General features: G+C 59.1%; 14 protein-coding genes and 1 riboswitch. Of the genes, 6 read left to right on the top strand and 8 right to left on the bottom strand.

Translation table 11 applies throughout. The annotated features are described in order from the left end of the window. Window positions 1-12: 12 nt before the first annotated feature. Window positions 13-429 (top strand): malonate transporter subunit MadL, encoded by a 417-nt coding sequence (madL, locus tag J0G10_RS28820; protein WP_038358777.1) that lies wholly within the window; start codon window positions 13-15, stop codon window positions 427-429. 1 nt (window position 430) lies between these two features. Beyond that, complete coding sequence (gene madM, locus J0G10_RS28815) at window positions 431-1195, top strand: malonate transporter subunit MadM (protein ID WP_007913704.1); 765 nt, start codon at window positions 431-433, stop codon at window positions 1193-1195. A 195-nt stretch (window positions 1196-1390) separates the two neighbouring features. Here madM and J0G10_RS28810 read toward each other — a convergent pair whose 3' ends face one another. Beyond that, on the bottom strand, window positions 1391-2311 hold the full coding sequence (locus J0G10_RS28810) for a LysR family transcriptional regulator (protein ID WP_220557112.1): 921 nt from the start codon (window positions 2309-2311) through the stop codon (window positions 1391-1393). Between the two features lie 209 nt (window positions 2312-2520). Here J0G10_RS28810 and trhA point away from each other — a divergent pair, with 209 nt between their 5' ends. Continuing rightward, window positions 2521-3138: a PAQR family membrane homeostasis protein TrhA gene (gene trhA / locus J0G10_RS28805; RefSeq protein ID WP_047596560.1), complete on the top strand. Its 618-nt coding sequence runs from the start codon at window positions 2521-2523 to the stop codon at window positions 3136-3138. Window positions 3139-3249: 111 nt separating this feature from the next. On the opposite strand, the gene J0G10_RS28800 is transcribed toward trhA, so the two are convergent. Both J0G10_RS28800 and J0G10_RS28795 read right to left on the bottom strand, forming a co-directional pair. Further along, window positions 3250-3969 (bottom strand): 16S rRNA (uracil(1498)-N(3))-methyltransferase, encoded by a 720-nt coding sequence (locus J0G10_RS28800; RefSeq protein ID WP_007913710.1) that lies wholly within the window; start codon window positions 3967-3969, stop codon window positions 3250-3252. A gap of 132 nt (window positions 3970-4101) precedes the next feature. Further along, entirely contained in the window at window positions 4102-5508 is a 1407-nt protein-coding gene (locus J0G10_RS28795) for an adenosylmethionine--8-amino-7-oxononanoate transaminase (RefSeq protein WP_095049484.1), read from the bottom strand. Between the two features lie 223 nt (window positions 5509-5731). Between J0G10_RS28795 and J0G10_RS28790 the strand changes: the two genes are divergently transcribed. Then, window positions 5732-7495 carry a flavin monoamine oxidase family protein gene (locus J0G10_RS28790; protein WP_095049485.1) on the top strand — a complete coding sequence of 588 codons (1764 nt, stop codon included), beginning with the start codon at window positions 5732-5734 and terminating at the stop codon, window positions 7493-7495. Window positions 7496-7869: 374 nt separating this feature from the next. On the opposite strand, the gene J0G10_RS28785 is transcribed toward J0G10_RS28790, so the two are convergent. Beyond that, window positions 7870-8367, bottom strand: a complete 498-nt coding sequence (locus tag J0G10_RS28785; RefSeq protein WP_220557111.1) for a hypothetical protein — start codon at window positions 8365-8367, stop codon at window positions 7870-7872. A 320-nt stretch (window positions 8368-8687) separates the two neighbouring features. Here J0G10_RS28785 and J0G10_RS28780 point away from each other — a divergent pair, with 320 nt between their 5' ends. Both J0G10_RS28780 and J0G10_RS28775 read left to right on the top strand, forming a co-directional pair. Next, the gene (locus tag J0G10_RS28780) at window positions 8688-9239 is read left to right on the top strand and encodes a cytochrome b (RefSeq protein WP_095049486.1); all 552 of its coding nucleotides are present in this window, start codon (window positions 8688-8690) and stop codon (window positions 9237-9239) included. A 31-nt stretch (window positions 9240-9270) separates the two neighbouring features. Then, entirely contained in the window at window positions 9271-9849 is a 579-nt protein-coding gene (locus tag J0G10_RS28775) for a YceI family protein (protein WP_038358767.1), read from the top strand. Window positions 9850-10108: 259 nt separating this feature from the next. Here the strand turns inward: J0G10_RS28775 and J0G10_RS28770 are convergent, their stop codons facing one another. The 4 genes from J0G10_RS28770 to ahcY all read right to left on the bottom strand — a co-directional run bounded on the left by J0G10_RS28770 (window position 10109) and on the right by ahcY (window position 15602). Continuing rightward, complete coding sequence (locus J0G10_RS28770; RefSeq protein WP_220557110.1) at window positions 10109-11992, bottom strand: DEAD/DEAH box helicase; 1884 nt, start codon at window positions 11990-11992, stop codon at window positions 10109-10111. A gap of 222 nt (window positions 11993-12214) precedes the next feature. Next, complete coding sequence (locus J0G10_RS28765) at window positions 12215-13027, bottom strand: substrate-binding periplasmic protein (protein WP_095049488.1); 813 nt, start codon at window positions 13025-13027, stop codon at window positions 12215-12217. A 146-nt stretch (window positions 13028-13173) separates the two neighbouring features. Then, entirely contained in the window at window positions 13174-14019 is an 846-nt protein-coding gene (metF, locus tag J0G10_RS28760) for a methylenetetrahydrofolate reductase [NAD(P)H] (protein WP_007913720.1), read from the bottom strand. Between the two features lie 173 nt (window positions 14020-14192). Further along, window positions 14193-15602: an adenosylhomocysteinase gene (ahcY, locus tag J0G10_RS28755; protein ID WP_007913721.1), complete on the bottom strand. Its 1410-nt coding sequence runs from the start codon at window positions 15600-15602 to the stop codon at window positions 14193-14195. A gap of 23 nt (window positions 15603-15625) precedes the next feature. Further along, window positions 15626-15724: riboswitch (S-adenosyl-L-homocysteine riboswitch) on the bottom strand. Window positions 15725-15903: the final 179 nt, after the last annotated feature.

The following is a 15903-nucleotide window of genomic DNA, read 5'->3' as shown; positions in this document are numbered from 1 at the left end:
AGGACTACAACAATGATTATTTACGGTGTGGCGCTGCTCGCGATCTGTACGCTGGCAGGGGTGATCATGGGTGACATGCTCGGCGTGTTGTTGGGCGTCAAATCCAATGTTGGCGGGGTCGGCATTGCCATGATCCTGCTGATCTGCGCGCGGTTGTGGATGCAGAAGCGCGGCGGCATGACCAAGGAATGCGAGATGGGCGTCGGCTTCTGGGGTGCGATGTACATTCCGGTGGTGGTCGCGATGGCGGCGCAACAGAACGTCGTCACCGCGCTGCACGGTGGCCCGGTGGCGGTTCTGGCGGCGATCGGTTCGGTGGTGGTTTGTGGCTGCACGATTGCCTTGATCAGCCGCACGCATAAAGGCGAGCCATTGCCTGATGAGCCGGCGGAAATATCCCCGGTCGGCACGCCAGTAGGAGGTCGCTGATATGTGGGATCTCATCGAGAAAGGTCTGGAACACAACGGGCTGGTCACTGCATTCGCTTTTGTCGGCGTGATCATGTGGGTGTCGGTGGTTCTGTCCAAACGCCTGACGTTCGGACGCATTCACGGCTCGGCGATTGCCATCGTTATAGGTCTGGTTTTGGCGTGGGTCGGCGGCACCATGACCGGTGGCCAGAAAGGTCTGGCGGATCTGACGTTGTTCTCGGGTATCGGCCTGATGGGCGGGGCGATGCTGCGTGACTTTGCGATTGTGGCCACGGCGTTTGAAGTGCAGGCGACCGAGGCGAAGAAGGCCGGGTTGATTGGTGTGATTGCGCTGCTGTTGGGCACGATCCTGCCGTTTATTGTTGGCGCGTGCATGGCCTGGGCGTTTGGTTATCGCGATGCGGTGAGCATGACCACTATTGGCGCGGGCGCGGTGACTTACATTGTCGGGCCAGTGACGGGCGCGGCGATTGGCGCGACGTCGGATGTGATGGCCTTGTCGATTGCCACCGGGTTGATCAAGGCGATTCTGGTGATGGTCGGCACGCCGGTCGCGGCGCGCTGGATGGGCTTGGATAACCCGCGTTCGGCGATGGTGTTTGGTGGTTTGGCCGGGACTGTCAGCGGCGTTACAGCTGGGTTGGCGGCGACGGATCGGCGGTTGGTGCCTTATGGGGCGTTGACGGCTACGTTCCACACCGGGCTTGGTTGCTTGCTGGGGCCATCGCTGTTGTTCTTCATTGTTCGCGGGATTGTGGGTTGAAGATCAAAAGCCCCTCACCCTAGCCCTCTCCCGGGGGGAGAGGGGACTGACCGAGGTGTTTTGGCGTTATACATCGACCTGAAAGTCCTGAGTCGAACTCAGGCTTTGAGACCCATGGAGATCTGCTCCCTTTCCCCTCTACCCCTTGGGGGAGAGGGCTGGGGTGAGGGGGTAGCTCTTGATCTTGATTTTGCTCTAAATCCCAGCCTGCCGATTGGCATACATCCGACACTCCGCCAGCAACGCCAGCAAATTCGGATCCCTCTCCTTAGCCTTCAAGAACACCACGCCAATGTGCTGCTGCAACCGGTACTTCTCCTGCAGCGGAATCAGCTTCACCCGGTTCTCATACACCGCCGCAATCCTTCCCGGCAGCAACGCATAACCCACCCCGGAACTGACCATGCTCAGCAGGGTGAAGATGTCATTCACCTGCATCGCCACCTTCGGTTCAAACCCCGCCTGCCTGAATACCCGGTTACCGTCCTGATGCGTGGCAAAGCCCTGAGTCAGGGTGATGAAAGTCTCATCGCGCACTTCAGCCAGATCCACTTCACTGCGTTGCGCGAACTTTGAATCCGCCGGTGTGGCGAGGAAGATGTCGTCGGAAAACAGCGCAATCTGCTCGCAATCCGGGTCGTTGATGCTGTCGTCCAGCGATACCAGAATCGCGTCGACTTCCATGTTTTTCAGCTTGTAGAGCAGGTCGATGTTCGAGCCGAGGATCAGGTCGATGTTGAGTTCGCTGCGGCGGATCTTCAGGCCCATGATCAGTTGCGGTACGGTTTTCACTGTCAGTGAATACAGCGAACCGAGTTTGAAGCGTTCGGCGGAGAACCCGGCGGCTTCGCGGGTCAGGCGTACGCTTTCGACGACGTCATTGATCAGCTTCTGCGCCCGTTCTTCGAGTACATAAGCGCTTTCCAGCGGCGTCAGGTTGCGCCCTTCGTGTTTGAACAGCGGGCAGCGCAGGGCGCTTTCCAGCGAGTGGATTGCGCGGTGCACGCTGACGTTGCTGGTCTGCAACTCGGCAGCGGCGCGGGCGAGGTTGCCGGTACGCATGAAGGCGAGGAACACCTCGAGTTTTTTCAGGGTCAATTCTTCGTCGATCAGCATGGCGCGGACTCTTTTTGGAATGCGTCGATTGTGCCTTGAACATCAAAAGATCGCAGCCTTCGGCAGCTCCTGCATTGGAATGCGATCACCTGTAGTAGCTGCCGAAGGCTGCGATCTTTTGATCTTGGCGTTGAACAGAAACATTGCGCTTTTACGCTCAAGGCCCGAGCCTTGCGCGCTGCGGTAACGAATATTGAGGTGAGCGATACATGTATCACGGAGAAAAACTCAACGCCTGGACGCATTTGGTCGGGGCAGTGGCAGCGTTTATCGGCGGCGTCTGGATGCTGGTGATCGCCAGCCTCGACGGCAGCCCGTGGAAGATTGTCAGTGTGGCGATCTACGCCTTTACCTTACTGGTGCTCTACAGCGCCTCGACCGTGTACCACAGCGTGCGCGGGCGCAAGAAAGCGATCATGAAGAAGGTTGATCACTTTTCGATCTACCTGTTGATCGCCGGCAGTTACACGCCGTTCTGCCTGGTGACCCTGCGCGGACCGTGGGGCTGGACGTTGTTCGGGATTGTCTGGGGGTTAGCGCTGATTGGCATCCTGCAGGAGATCAAACCGCGTTCGGAAGCGCGGATTCTGTCGATCGTGATTTATGCGGTGATGGGCTGGATTGTGTTGGTGGCGGTCAAACCGCTGATTGCGGCGCTGGGTACGACAGGTTTTGCCTGGCTGGCGTCGGGCGGGGTTTTGTACACGGTGGGGATTATCTTTTTTGCCCTGGATCACCGGCTGCGGCATGCGCATGGGATCTGGCATTTGTTTGTGATTGCGGGGAGCTTGCTGCACTTTGTCGCGATCTTGTTTTACGTCCTATAGACCGAGGCGCGGCTAATCGCTGGCAAGCCAGCTCCCACAGGGTTTAGCGTTGTTCACGGATGTTGTGGCCAACAAAGATCCTGTGGGAGCTGGCTTGCCAGCGATGGGGCCTTAGAAGTCACCCCAAAGCTGTTGGGCCACCGCCAGTGCAACCACCGGCGCAGTTTCAGTGCGCAGCACGCGCGGGCCGAGGCGGGCGGCGTGGAAACCGTTGCCTTTGGCTTGCTCGACTTCGGCATCCGTCAAACCGCCCTCAGGCCCGATCAAGAACGCCAGCGTCGCCGGTTTGGCATGACTCACCAACGGCTCTGCCACCGGATGCAGCACCAGTTTCAACTCGGCTTCGGTCTGCTTGATCCAGTCTGCCAACAACACCGGCGGATGAATCACCGGCACCCGCGAGCGCCCACATTGTTCACAGGCGCTGATCGCCACCTGACGCCAGTGCAGCAGGCGTTTGTCGGCGCGTTCGTCCTTGAGGCGGACTTCGCAGCGGTCACTGAAGATTGGGGTGATTTCATTCACGCCCAGTTCGGTGGCTTTCTGAATCGCCCAGTCCATTCGCTCGCCACGGGACAGGCCCTGACCGAGGTGGATGTGCAGCGGCGATTCGACCTGACCGGCGAATTGCTCGTCGATCTGCACGGTCACGCGTTTCTTGCCGACTTCCAGCAGGGCGCCGCGAAACTCATGGCCGGAACCGTCGAACAGCTGCACCGCATCGCCCTCGGCCATGCGCAGTACGCGGCTGATGTAATGCGCCTGGGCCTCCGGCAATTCGTGTTCGCCAGTGCTCAGGGGGGCGTCGATAAAGAAGCGGGACAGTCTCATTTCGGGTCTCTCAGATTAGATCGTTCCCACACTCTGCGTGGGAATGCCTCAATGGACGCTCTGCGTCCGCTTTGGGACGCGGAGCGTCCCGGGCTGCATGCCCACGCGGAGCGTGGGAACGAGCGGTCACGGTTAGCCTGGGTCACGGAAGCCGGGATGGAAGTCTTTCGGCACGGCGACGCTGACGCTGTCACGCGTAGCGATGTCGATGCCTTCGCTAGCCACTTCGGCGAGGAAGTCGATCTGCTCCGGGGTGATCACGTACGGCGGCAGGAAATACACCACGCTACCGAGCGGGCGCAGCAACGCGCCACGTTCCAGCGCATGCTGGAACACTTTCAAACCGCGACGTTCCTGCCAAGGGTAGGCCTCTTTCGTGGCTTTATCCTTGACCATCTCGATGGCCAGGACCATGCCGGTCTGACGCACTTCGGAGACGTTCGGGTGATCGACCAGATGCGCCGTCGCCGAGGCCATGTGCTGGGCCAGGGCCTTGTTGTTCTCGATGACGTTGTCCTGCTCGAAGATATCCAGCGTCGCCAGTGCCGCCGCGCACGCCAGCGGGTTGCCGGTGTAGCTGTGCGAATGGAGGAAGGCGCGCAGGGTTGGATAGTCGTCGTAGAACGCGCTGTAGACCTCATCGGTGGTCAGGCACGCCGCCAACGGCAGATAGCCGCCGGTCAGCGCCTTCGACAAGCAGAGGAAGTCCGGACGAATACCGGCCTGCTCGCAGGCAAACATCGTCCCGGTGCGACCGAAGCCGACGGCGATTTCATCGAGGATCAGGTGCACGCCATAACGGTCGCAGGCCTCGCGCAGCAACGTCAGATACACCGGGTGATACATGCGCATGCCGCCGGCACCCTGAATCAACGGCTCGACGATCACTGCCGCGACGCTGTCATGGTTCTCGGCCAAGGTCTGTTCCATGGCCGCGAACATGTTGCGCGAATGTTCCTCCCAACTCATGCCTTCGGGGCGCCCGTAGCAATCCGGGCTCGGCACCTTGATGGTGTCCATCAACAGCGCTTTGTAGGTTTCGGTGAACAGCGGCACGTCACCGACCGCCATCGCTGCCATGGTTTCACCGTGGTAGCTGTTGGTCAGGGTGACGAAGCGCTTCTTGTTTGGTTGGCCGCGATTGAGCCAGTAGTGAAAGCTCATTTTCAGCGCGACTTCGATGCAGGACGAACCGTTATCGGCGTAGAACACCCGGTTCAAGCCTTCCGGGGTCATCTTCACCAGACGCTCGGACAGTTCGATCACCGGTTGATGGCTGAAGCCAGCCAGAATCACGTGCTCCAGCTGATCGACCTGATCCTTGATGCGCTGATTGATGCGCGGGTTGGCGTGGCCAAACACGTTGACCCACCACGAGCTGACGGCGTCGAGGTAGCGCTTGCCTTCGAAGTCTTCGAGCCAGACGCCTTCGCCGCGCTTGATCGGGATCAGCGGCAGCTGTTCGTGGTCTTTCATCTGGGTGCAGGGATGCCACAACACCGCGAGGTCGCGTTGCATCCACTGGTTATTCAGGCCCATTTACAGTCTCCTCGAGGCGGCTCGCGTCAGGCGCGGGCAAACAATCGCGCAAGCCTATGCAATGCGTCGCGCGGGGACAACCCATTGTGTCGATTGAGCTACTTTGTATGAGCCGATAGACGTCGCTGGCGGCGTTTTGATGGCTAACGTATTCTTCGCGGTTCTTTGGGTCGTCTGACCCGCAAAACTGCTTTTTCCTACGTGTATTTCCGGAGTTCGCTGAATGTCTGTCGGTTGGCTGCGCGCCTGTGCGCTGGTGATGTTGGGGCTGTTCAGCGTTACAGCGCTGGCCAAGGATAAAACTGCAATCGTGATCGGCGGCGGCCTGTCGGGCCTGACCGCCGCTTATGAGCTGCAAAACAAAGGCTGGCAGGTCACCCTGCTGGAAGCCAAACCGAGCCTGGGGGGGCGCTCGGGCATGGCCACCAGCGAGTGGATCGGCAACGACAAGACCCAGCCAGTGCTGAACAAGTACGTCTCGACGTTCAAGCTGGGCACCACGCCGGCGCCGGAATTCGTGCGTACCCCGGGCTACCTGATCGACGGCGAGTATTTCTCTGCCGCCGATCTGGCGACCAAGCAGCCGGCCACCGCCGATGCCTTGAAGCGCTACCAGAAAACCCTCGATGATCTGGCGCGTTCGATTGACGACCCGCAAAACCCGGCGGCAACCAGCACCCTGCACGCGCTGGACCAGATCACCGTATCGAGCTGGCTCGACAAGCAGAACCTGCCAGCCACTGCGCGCCAGTTGATCAACCAGGACATCCGCACTCACTACGACGAGCCTTCGCGTCTGTCGCTGCTGTACTTCGCGCAGCAGAACCGCGTGTATCGCGGCATCTCCGACCGTGACCTGCGCGCTTCGCGTCTGGTCGGCGGCAGCCAAGTGCTGGCGCAGGCGTTCGTCAAACAGATCAAAACCATCAAGACCAACTCGCCGGTGTCGGCGATCACTCAGGACAAGGACGGCGTGACCGTCAAGGTCGGCAGTGTTGGCTATCAGGCCGACTACGTTGTGCTGGCTGTGCCGCTGCGTGCACTGAACAAGATTGCCCTGACCCCGGCGCTGGACGCTCAGCATCTGGCGGCGATCAAGGGCACCAACTACGGCTGGCGTGACCAGATCATGCTGAAGTTCAAGACGCCGGTGTGGGAAAGCAAGGCGCGCATGTCCGGCGAGATCTACAGCAACACCGGTCTCGGCATGTTGTGGATCGAGCCAGCCCTGAAGGGCGGCGCCAACGTGGTGATCAACCTGTCCGGCGACAACGCTCGTGTGATGCAGGCGTTTGGCGACAAGCAAATGGTCGATCAGGTGCTGATTCGTCTGCACGCGTTTTATCCACAGGCTCGTGGTTCGTTCACCGGTTATGAAATCCGCCGCTACAGCACCGACCCGTCGATGGGCGGCGCGTACCTGGCTTACGGCCCGGGCCAGATCAGCAAGTTCTGGCGTCTGTGGGAGCGTCCGCTGCAACGCGTGACGTTCGCCGGCGAACACACCGACACCTTATACCCGGGCACCCTGGAAGGCGCGCTGCGCACCGGTCAGCGGGCGGCGAGTCAGGTTGAAGATCTGGCGGCAGGCAAATCGTTTGAGCCAGCCAAAGTAGTGCCGGCTGCAGCAGCGGCGGGCGCGGCGGGTGCCGTGGCGGCGAAGAAGGGCAACTTCTTCAGCAACCTGTTCGGTGGTTCGGATGACGAGAAGAAGCCTGAGCCAGTGAAGGCGCCAGAGCCGGCTCCTGCTCCGGTCGCACCAGCGCCGACTCCGGCACCTGCGCCAGCTCCGGTGGAACCGCCGAAGCCTGCGGCACCAGTGAAAGCTGAACCGGCGAAGAAAGCAGCGGCCAAGCCAGCGGTGAAGAAACCAGCGGCTAAAACCGAGGCGAAAAAGCCTGCGGCGAAACCGGCAGCGAAGAAGGCTGAGCCGGCGAAGAAGCCAGCGGCCAAGCCGGCAGCCACCACTGAGACCAAGGCGCAGTAGGCCTTTGCTTCAATAAAAAAAACGCGGCCACACGGGCCGCGTTTTTTTTTGCCAGAAGCGCGCACTTCGATCCTTCCCGGTGCAGTCTCAAGGCTTACCTTTGCGCAGGACACTTCCCACAAAACAATCGGAACGAAATGATAGCGGGTGCCTGAGCTCCAACTTTATGCTTGAAGAAATTGGAGTCGCTCGATGAAAAGACTTACGGTAATACTTCTGTTGATGACACTTTCCGGTTGTGCCAATGGGCGTTTCTTTCCAGGTGGATATAACGCAGAACTTGCGCATCAATGCAAGATTGATCCCTACAGTGCCGATTGCTTGCAGCCGCCGCCAGTTTTCACCAACTAATCAATCAAAAGAGCGGTGGCTTGTTAAAAGTCCCATTTATAGAACTCGGTGCCGTTCGGTAACTTTCTGAGCCAGCGCTGCTTGGGTTTTCGAATCCGCCCGGGGATAAAACCGAAGCGAGCCCAACGCAGGTTGCCGTTGCGCTGATCGTAAATGACCAGATTGCCATCGTCCTGCATCGTCAGGTAAGTGTTGTACCACAGCGACTTTTCGAGGGTGTGGGTACTTTCGGCAATCCATAGTCGCCGTCTGGAAGGGTCGAAGAGAAATCCGTTATTACTTACGACAAATTGTAGTGGTTCACGCATCTTCTTTGGATGCAGAGTTGCACTGTAAGGTTGATTGTTGTCGGCAATCCAGACTAATGCTTCACCTTCTTTTATCACCAGATTGCCATCGCTCTGCAATAACAACCGATATCGACCGTTCTCGGATTGCAGGTATTGGCCCGGAGACATTGTCTGGTTTGGTGGTAACTCGGAAGTGCCACTTGCTTGAAAGGGGCTATAACGAAGCGCCATGTTTTTCACCTTTTCAATGAATGATTGAGTCATCATTTGATCAGGGGCAAGCGGCCAACTAGCGATACATAGTTATTAAATGAATTTTCTTTTTCTGCGAATTTTTTGTGATCACTGCCTGCTCCGCGGCGCGCCGGAGCAGAAGGAGAATCGCGCCCCGTGGTCCGAGCGCTGCGCGGTAGAATCGCCTTTAATCTTTCCTTAACACGCCACTTCCAGACTCTTGATCGTATTTCTCGATATTTCAAAGCAAAATTTTCCGCTTTAATTCGATAGATAACTCGCTAGTCTTGGTTCGCAGTTCTCACAGGATTTGGGCAATGCAGCTACGTAACTCTTCTTCGCGCTATGGTTGGGTCAGCATCTTCATGCACTGGGGTGTGGCGCTGGTGGTCTTCGGGCTGTTCGCGTTGGGCCTGTGGATGGTCGGGCTGGATTACTACAGCAGCTGGCGCAAAGAGGCGCCGGATCTGCACAAGAGTATCGGTCTGGTGCTGTTGGGTGTGATGGTGTTGCGGGTGCTGTGGCGCTTTATCAGCCCACCGCCGCCGACGCTGCAAAGCTACAGCCGCATGACCCGCATCGGCGCCAAGTTCGGCCATGGGTTTCTGTATCTGGGGCTGTTCGCTGTGATGCTTGCCGGTTACCTGATTTCCACCGCAGACGGTGTCGGGATCCCGGTGTTTGGCCTGTTTGAAGTTCCTGCACTGGTTTCCGGGCTACCGGATCAGGCAGATACCGCTGGGGTGATTCATCTCTGGCTCGCGTGGGCACTGGTAATTTTTTCCGGCCTCCATGCGTTGGCAGCATTGAAGCACCACTTTATCGATCGTGATGCGACCCTGACGCGAATGCTCGGTCGCAAAGCCTGAAATTCAACCTCGACTCAAAGGAAAAGAAAGCATGTTGAAAAAGACTCTGGCCGCTCTGGCAATCGGTTCTGCACTGCTCTCGGCTGGTCAGGCCATGGCTGCGGACTACAAAATCGACAAGGAAGGTCAGCACGCCTTCGTTGACTGGAAAATCAGCCATCTGGGCTACAGCTTCATTCACGGTACTTTCAAAGATTTCGACGGTACGTTCTCGTGGGATTCGGCCAAGCCTGAAGCCAGCAAGATCTCGGTTGATGTGAAAACCGCCAGCCTGTGGTCGAACCACGCTGAACGTGACAAGCACATCGCCAGCAAAGACTTCCTCGACGTTGGCAAATTTGCTGATGCCAAGTTCGTCTCCACCGCCGTTAAATCGACCGGTGAAAAGACTGCTGACGTGACTGGCGACCTGACCCTGCACGGTGTGACCAAGCCTGTGACCTTCAAGGCTACGTTCAACGGCGAAGGCAAGGATCCATGGGGCGGCGAACGCGCTGGCTTCAACGCCAAGACCACCCTCAACCTGAACGATTTCGGGATCAAGGGCCCAGGTCCTACCTCGCAAACCGCAGATCTGGACATCTCGCTGGAAGGCGTGAAAGTTAAATAACTTTTGCTCTGCCACACAAAAACGCCCCCGGTCGAAAGATCGGGGGCGTTTTTTATTGCCTACGACACACACGCATCCCCTGTGGGAGCGAGCCTGCTCGCGAAGGCGGCGGGTCAGTCAGCAATGATGTTGGCGAATGACCGCTTTCGCGAGCAGGCTCGCTCCCACAGGGGATATGCGGTGATTCAGGGGTATTTGTGGCGGCATAAAAAAATGCCCCGGCTCTTTCGAGACGGGGCATTTTTATGGCGGCGTTAACTCAGCGATTGCGGGTCAGCAATGCTGGTTTTTCGCCACGCGGGCGGCTTGGCAGTTGATCGAGCTGCTCAGGCGTCGGGAAGCGGTCGGCTTTCGATTCCTTGTGCATGATCTTCGGGCCGTTGCTGCGCGGGTTCTGCACGGCTGGTTCGCTACGTGGCTGATCGTCACGGGCCGGACGGCGGTTGCGCGACGACGAGGCGGAATCGTCACGACGACCCGACTGCCCATCACGCGGTGCACCGTTACGCGGGCCGCTGCGCTTGGCTGGCGGGGTGCCGGTGCTCGAACCGTTGCTGTTGCGCGGACCGTTCTGACGACCCTGCGACTGACCGCCACGTGGTGCGCCCGAACCTGCGCCTGCACCTTGAGCCGGTGCGCCTGGACGACGGCCACGGCCGCCGGCAGGGGCTGGTTTTGGTACGTAATCAACGCGGTTACCGAAGTTATCGATATCGTCGTCGAGGAACTCGTCCGGTGCACGATCAGCCGCCGCACGTGGCGGTTGGCTCGGACGCTGTTCGCGGCTCGGAGTGCCTTCGCGCGGTTTCTGCTGACGGGCAGGGCGCTCGCCACGTTCACCGGCCGGTTTTTCCTTGCCCTTGTCTTTGCCTTTGTCTTTACGACCGCCGCCACCGCCGCCGCCATTCGGCCCGTCGCCGCGTGGGCCACGTGGATTGCGCGGGTTACGCACGTCCGGACGCTCACGCACTTCCGGCTTCTCGGCTTCAATGGTGCTCGAATCGAAGCCCATCAGGTCGCCGTCGGCGATTTTCTGCTTGGTCATGCGTTCGATGCTTTTCAGCAGTTTCTCTTCGTCCGGGGCAACCAGCGAGATCGCCTCGCCCGAACGACCGGCACGGCCGGTACGGCCGATACGGTGCACGTAGTCTTCATCGACGTTCGGCAGTTCGAAGTTGACCACGTGTGGCAACTGATCGATGTCCAGACCGCGTGCGGCGATGTCGGTCGCAACCAGAATGCGTACCTGGTTGGCCTTGAAGTCGGCCAGCGCTTTGGTGCGCGCGTTCTGGCTCTTGTTACCGTGGATCGCTACAGCCGGCAGGCCGTGCTTGTCCAGGTACTCGGCCAGACGGTTGGCGCCGTGCTTGGTGCGGGTGAAGACCAGCACCTGTTCCCACGCGCCGGCGGTGATCAGGTGTGCCAGCAGCGCACGCTTGTGGCTGGCCGGCAGACGGAATACGCGTTGTTCGATGCGCTCGACCGTGGTGTTCGGCGGCGTCACTTCGATGCGTTCCGGGTTGTGCAGCAGCTTGCCGGCGAGGTCGGTGATGTCTTTGGAGAAGGTTGCCGAGAACAGCAGGTTCTGACGCTTGGACGGCAGGCGCGCGAGGACTTTCTTCACGTCGTGCACGAAACCCATGTCGAGCATGCGGTCGGCTTCGTCGAGGACGAGGATTTCCACGTGGGACAGGTCAACGCTGCCCTGGCCGCAGAGGTCGAGCAAGCGACCCGGGCAGGCAACGAGTACGTCGACGCCGCGGGACATGGCCTGAACCTGTGGGTTCATGCCGACGCCGCCGAAGATGCAGGCGCTGACGAATTTCAGGTCACGGGCGTAGATCTTGAAGCTCTCGTGAACCTGGGCCGCGAGTTCGCGGGTCGGGGTCAGGACCAGTACGCGCGGTTGGCGCGGGCCATGACGCTGGGATTTGTCCGGGTGACCGTTGGGGAACAACCGCTCCAGGATCGGAAGGGCGAAACCGCCGGTTTTACCGGTACCTGTCTGTGCCGCAACCATCAGGTCGCGACCTTGCAACACGGCGGGAATGGCCCGCTGTTGCACCGGAGTAGGCTCGGTATAGCCCGCATCTTCGATGGCGCGGACTAAAGCCTCGGAGAGACCGAGGGAAGCAAAGGACATGAGTAATCCTGTTTTAGTTAGGGCTTGGCCCAATGGGAGTCTTGCCTGGCGCGAATGGCGTTTAAGAGGACGCAATCCCGTCCGGTCCTGCTGCGGTTCCGAAGGCACGTCTGGAGTGCTCGCGCGGGCTGCAAAGCTGCGCTGTAGCGGGTCGAGAGGCCTGTTACGGTTCCGGGCGTCCGGGCGTGAGCCTGGCGGGAACGCCGGAGTATAACAGAGCAATCACTGCGCGCTGCTTTCCTGCTGCTCAACGGTTTTACCGCTGGCCGTGGCATTGCCCAGCGGCGCAGCCATGGCGGGAGCCGCGCCGTAGCGTGCGCTCAGCTCGGCGTAAGCCGGTTCGCGCTTGAATCGCTTGAGCTCGGCGCCAAATCGCTGCACCAGCAAATCCATGCCGGCATTGCGTCTAACCGCGAGAAACTGGCTCTGGCGGCTAATGACAGTGGGGTTTTCGGTGATCTGATCGCGAATATTCAGCTCATCGAGCAAGTGCTGACCGACACGGCGATCGGTGATCAGCAAGTCGATGCGACCGCGCACCAGTTTGCCGAAGTTGGCTTCGTGGGTCGGTGCCGGTTCACGGGTAAACAGTGTTGATTCGCTGAAATCGGGGCTGTACAGATAACCCGGCGAGGTGCCTATGGTCAGGCCTTTGAGTTCCTCGAGTTTGCTGAACGGGTGTGGCCGGTCGTTGGCGTAGAACATCACGAACTCGACGTCCGACAGCGGCTCGCTTGGGTAAAGCAGGGTCGCGTCGCGTTCATCACTGTGAAAAATATCCAGTGCACCGTCGGCCTGACCGGTCTCAAGCATCGACAGGCAGCGCTTCCACGGCAAGAACTGCCATTCGACTTCGATGCCCAGACGTTTGAAGACAATGGCCGTGGTTTCGTAATCCAGCCCGAGGTTTTTACCGTTCTCTTCGTAGACATAGGGCGCCCACGGCTCGGTGACAATACGCAACTTCTCGCCTCGAGCGGCGAAGCTCAGGCAAGCAAAAACCAGCACGGCGAATAACTGCGTGATCAAAGGCATGGCTTGAGATTACGACGAGAAACGCGAAAGAGCCAGAAAGTGCCTGCACAAGCTCTGTTTCGGGCCTTTAAAAGCAAAAGATCGCAACTGCGACACCCCCTGTAGGAGCTGCCGAAGGCTGCGATCTTTTGATCTTTCTATGATGCTTAACGCGGCAATTTCAGGTTATTCCAGATCGCCAGACTAGGCTCAGCCTGGTTCATGGAATAGAAGTGCAGACCCGGCGCGCCACCTTGCAGCAGGCGTTCGCACATCTCGCTGACAACTTGCTCACCAAAGCGCTGAATGCTTTGTGTGTCATCGCCGTAGGCTTCCAGTTGCTTGCGGATCCAGCGCGGGATTTCCGCACCGCAGGCATCGGAGAAGCGCGCGAGTTTGCTGTAGTTGGTGATCGGCATGATCCCCGGAACGATTGGCAGATCGACACCCTGCGCCTGCAAACGGTCGACGAAATAGAAGTAGCTGTCGGCGTTGAAGAAGTACTGGGTGATTGCGCTGTCGGCGCCGGCACGGGCCTTGCGCACGAAGTTGGCCAGATCGTCTTCGTAGTTGCGTGCTTGTGGATGCATCTCCGGGTAAGCGGCAACTTCGATGTGGAAATGATCGCCGGTTTCTTCACGAATGAATTCAACCAGTTCATTGGCGTGACGCAGCTCGCCGCTGGTCATGCCCATGCCGGACGGCAGGTCACCACGCAGGGCGACGATGCGCTTGATGCCGGCAGCCTTGTACTCGTTCAGCAGGCCGCGCAGGTCGTCCTTGCTGTCGCCGACGCACGACAGGTGCGGTGCGGCCGGGATTTTGACTTCGCTTTCCAGTTGCAGAACGGTGTTGAGGGTGCGATCACGGGTCGAACCACCAGCGCCATAGGTGCAGGAAAAGAAGTCAGGATTGTATGTGGCCAGCTGACGGGCAGTGGCGAGCAGTTTTTCATGCCCAGCATCGGTCTTGGTCGGGAAGAACTCGAAGCTGTAGCGACGGTCTTGGGACATGGTCATACCCTTGGAAACACGTAAGCCGGACGCTGCACCCTGTAGGAGCTGCCGCAGGCTGCGATCTTTGCAGATCAAAAGATCGCAGCCTGCGGCAGCTCCTACACAGAGCGGTCAGCAGCGCCAGTCAGGCAACGCGGTGCGCCAGGCACACCGCGTCGACGCTCAGCCAATCAGTAGCGGTAAGCGTGCGGCTTGAACGGGCCTTCGACGGTCACGCCGATGTAGTCAGCCTGTTGCTTGGTCAGTTGAGTGACCACGCCACCGAAGCCGCGAACCATTTCCAGGGCCACTTCTTCGTCGAGTTTCTTCGGCAGTACTTCAACGGTCAGACGCTCGGCTTTCTGGGCTGGCGACAGGTCGGCGTACTTCTGGCCGAACAGGAAGATCTGCGCCAGAACCTGGTTGGCGAACGAACCGTCCATGATGCGGCTTGGGTGGCCAGTGGCGTTACCCAGGTTTACCAGACGGCCTTCGGCCAGCAGGATCAGGTAGTCGTCGTTCTGAGCGTCGAAAGCGCCCGGGCCGGTACGGTGGATCTTGTGTACCTGCGGCTTCACTTCTTCCCATGCCCAGTTCTTGCGCATGAAAGCGGTGTCGATTTCGTTGTCGAAGTGACCGATGTTGCAGACAACAGCGCGCTTCTTCAGCGCTTTGAGCATGTTCGCGTCGCAAACATTGACGTTACCGGTGGTGGTCACGATCAGGTCGATCTTGCCCAGCAGCGCTTTGTCGATGCTTGCTTCGGTGCCGTTGTTGATACCGTCGATGAACGGCGAAACCAGTTCGAAACCGTCCATGCACGCTTGCATGGCGCAGATCGGGTCAACTTCGGAGACTTTAACGATCATGCCTTCCTGACGCAGGGACTGAGCGGAGCCCTTGCCCACGTCACCGTAACCGATGACCAGCGCTTGCTTGCCGGACAGCAGGTGGTCGGTACCGCGCTTGATCGCGTCGTTCAGGCTGTGACGGCAGCCGTACTTGTTGTCGTTCTTGGACTTGGTCACCGAGTCGTTGACGTTGATGGCCGGGATTTTCAGCTCGCCCTTGGCCAGCATGTCCAGCAGACGGTGTACGCCGGTGGTGGTTTCTTCGGTCACGCCGTGAACGCGATCCAGTACTTGTGGGTACTTGTCGTGCAGCAGCTGAGTCAGGTCGCCGCCGTCGTCAAGGATCATGTTGGCGTCCCATGGCTGGCCATCCTTCAGGATGGTCTGCTCCAGGCACCACTCGTACTCTTCTTCAGTTTCGCCTTTCCAGGCGAAAACCGGGATGCCGGCAGCAGCGATAGCGGCAGCAGCCTGATCCTGAGTGGAGAAAATGTTGCAGGACGACCAACGTACTTCGGCACCCAGGGCAACCAGGGTTTCGATCAGCACGGCAGTCTGAATGGTCATGTGGATGCAGCCGAGGATCTTGGCGCCTTTCAACGGCTGTTCGCCGGAGTACTTGCGACGCAGACCCATCAGAGCCGGCATTTCCGATTCGGCGATGATGGTTTCGCGACGGCCCCAGGCAGCCAGGGACATGTCGGCAACTTTGTAATCGTTAAAATCTGCAGGCGTGATAACAGCGCTCATGAAGAGCCTCCATTCGTAATGTATGCGAATGGGCGCCGTTGTGCGTTTAGTGTCTGGCCTGAGCCAGTCAACGCCCCATCCGAGCCTGACAGGTTGAACCTGCTGCAGCGCCCCTCGGACAGGTGGCGGGAAAACGGTAGCAAGTGAACGTTACCGTTTTGAAACGGGGGCGATTATAGCCGTCTAGACTGATCTTCCAAAGGGTTTCTGTCGGCCAGATGAAGATCGTTAATGACGACCATAGTCGAAGCCGCATGGAGCCTGACCGCTCAGTCTGCCAAGATACCGTCCATCGTTCGGC

The sequence above is a fragment of the Pseudomonas germanica genome (assembly GCF_019614655.1).
Lineage (GTDB): Bacteria > Pseudomonadota > Gammaproteobacteria > Pseudomonadales > Pseudomonadaceae > Aquipseudomonas > Aquipseudomonas neuropathica.
The sequence above is the reverse complement of the archived record's forward strand: the minus strand, read 5'-3'. Positions and strand labels throughout refer to the sequence as shown.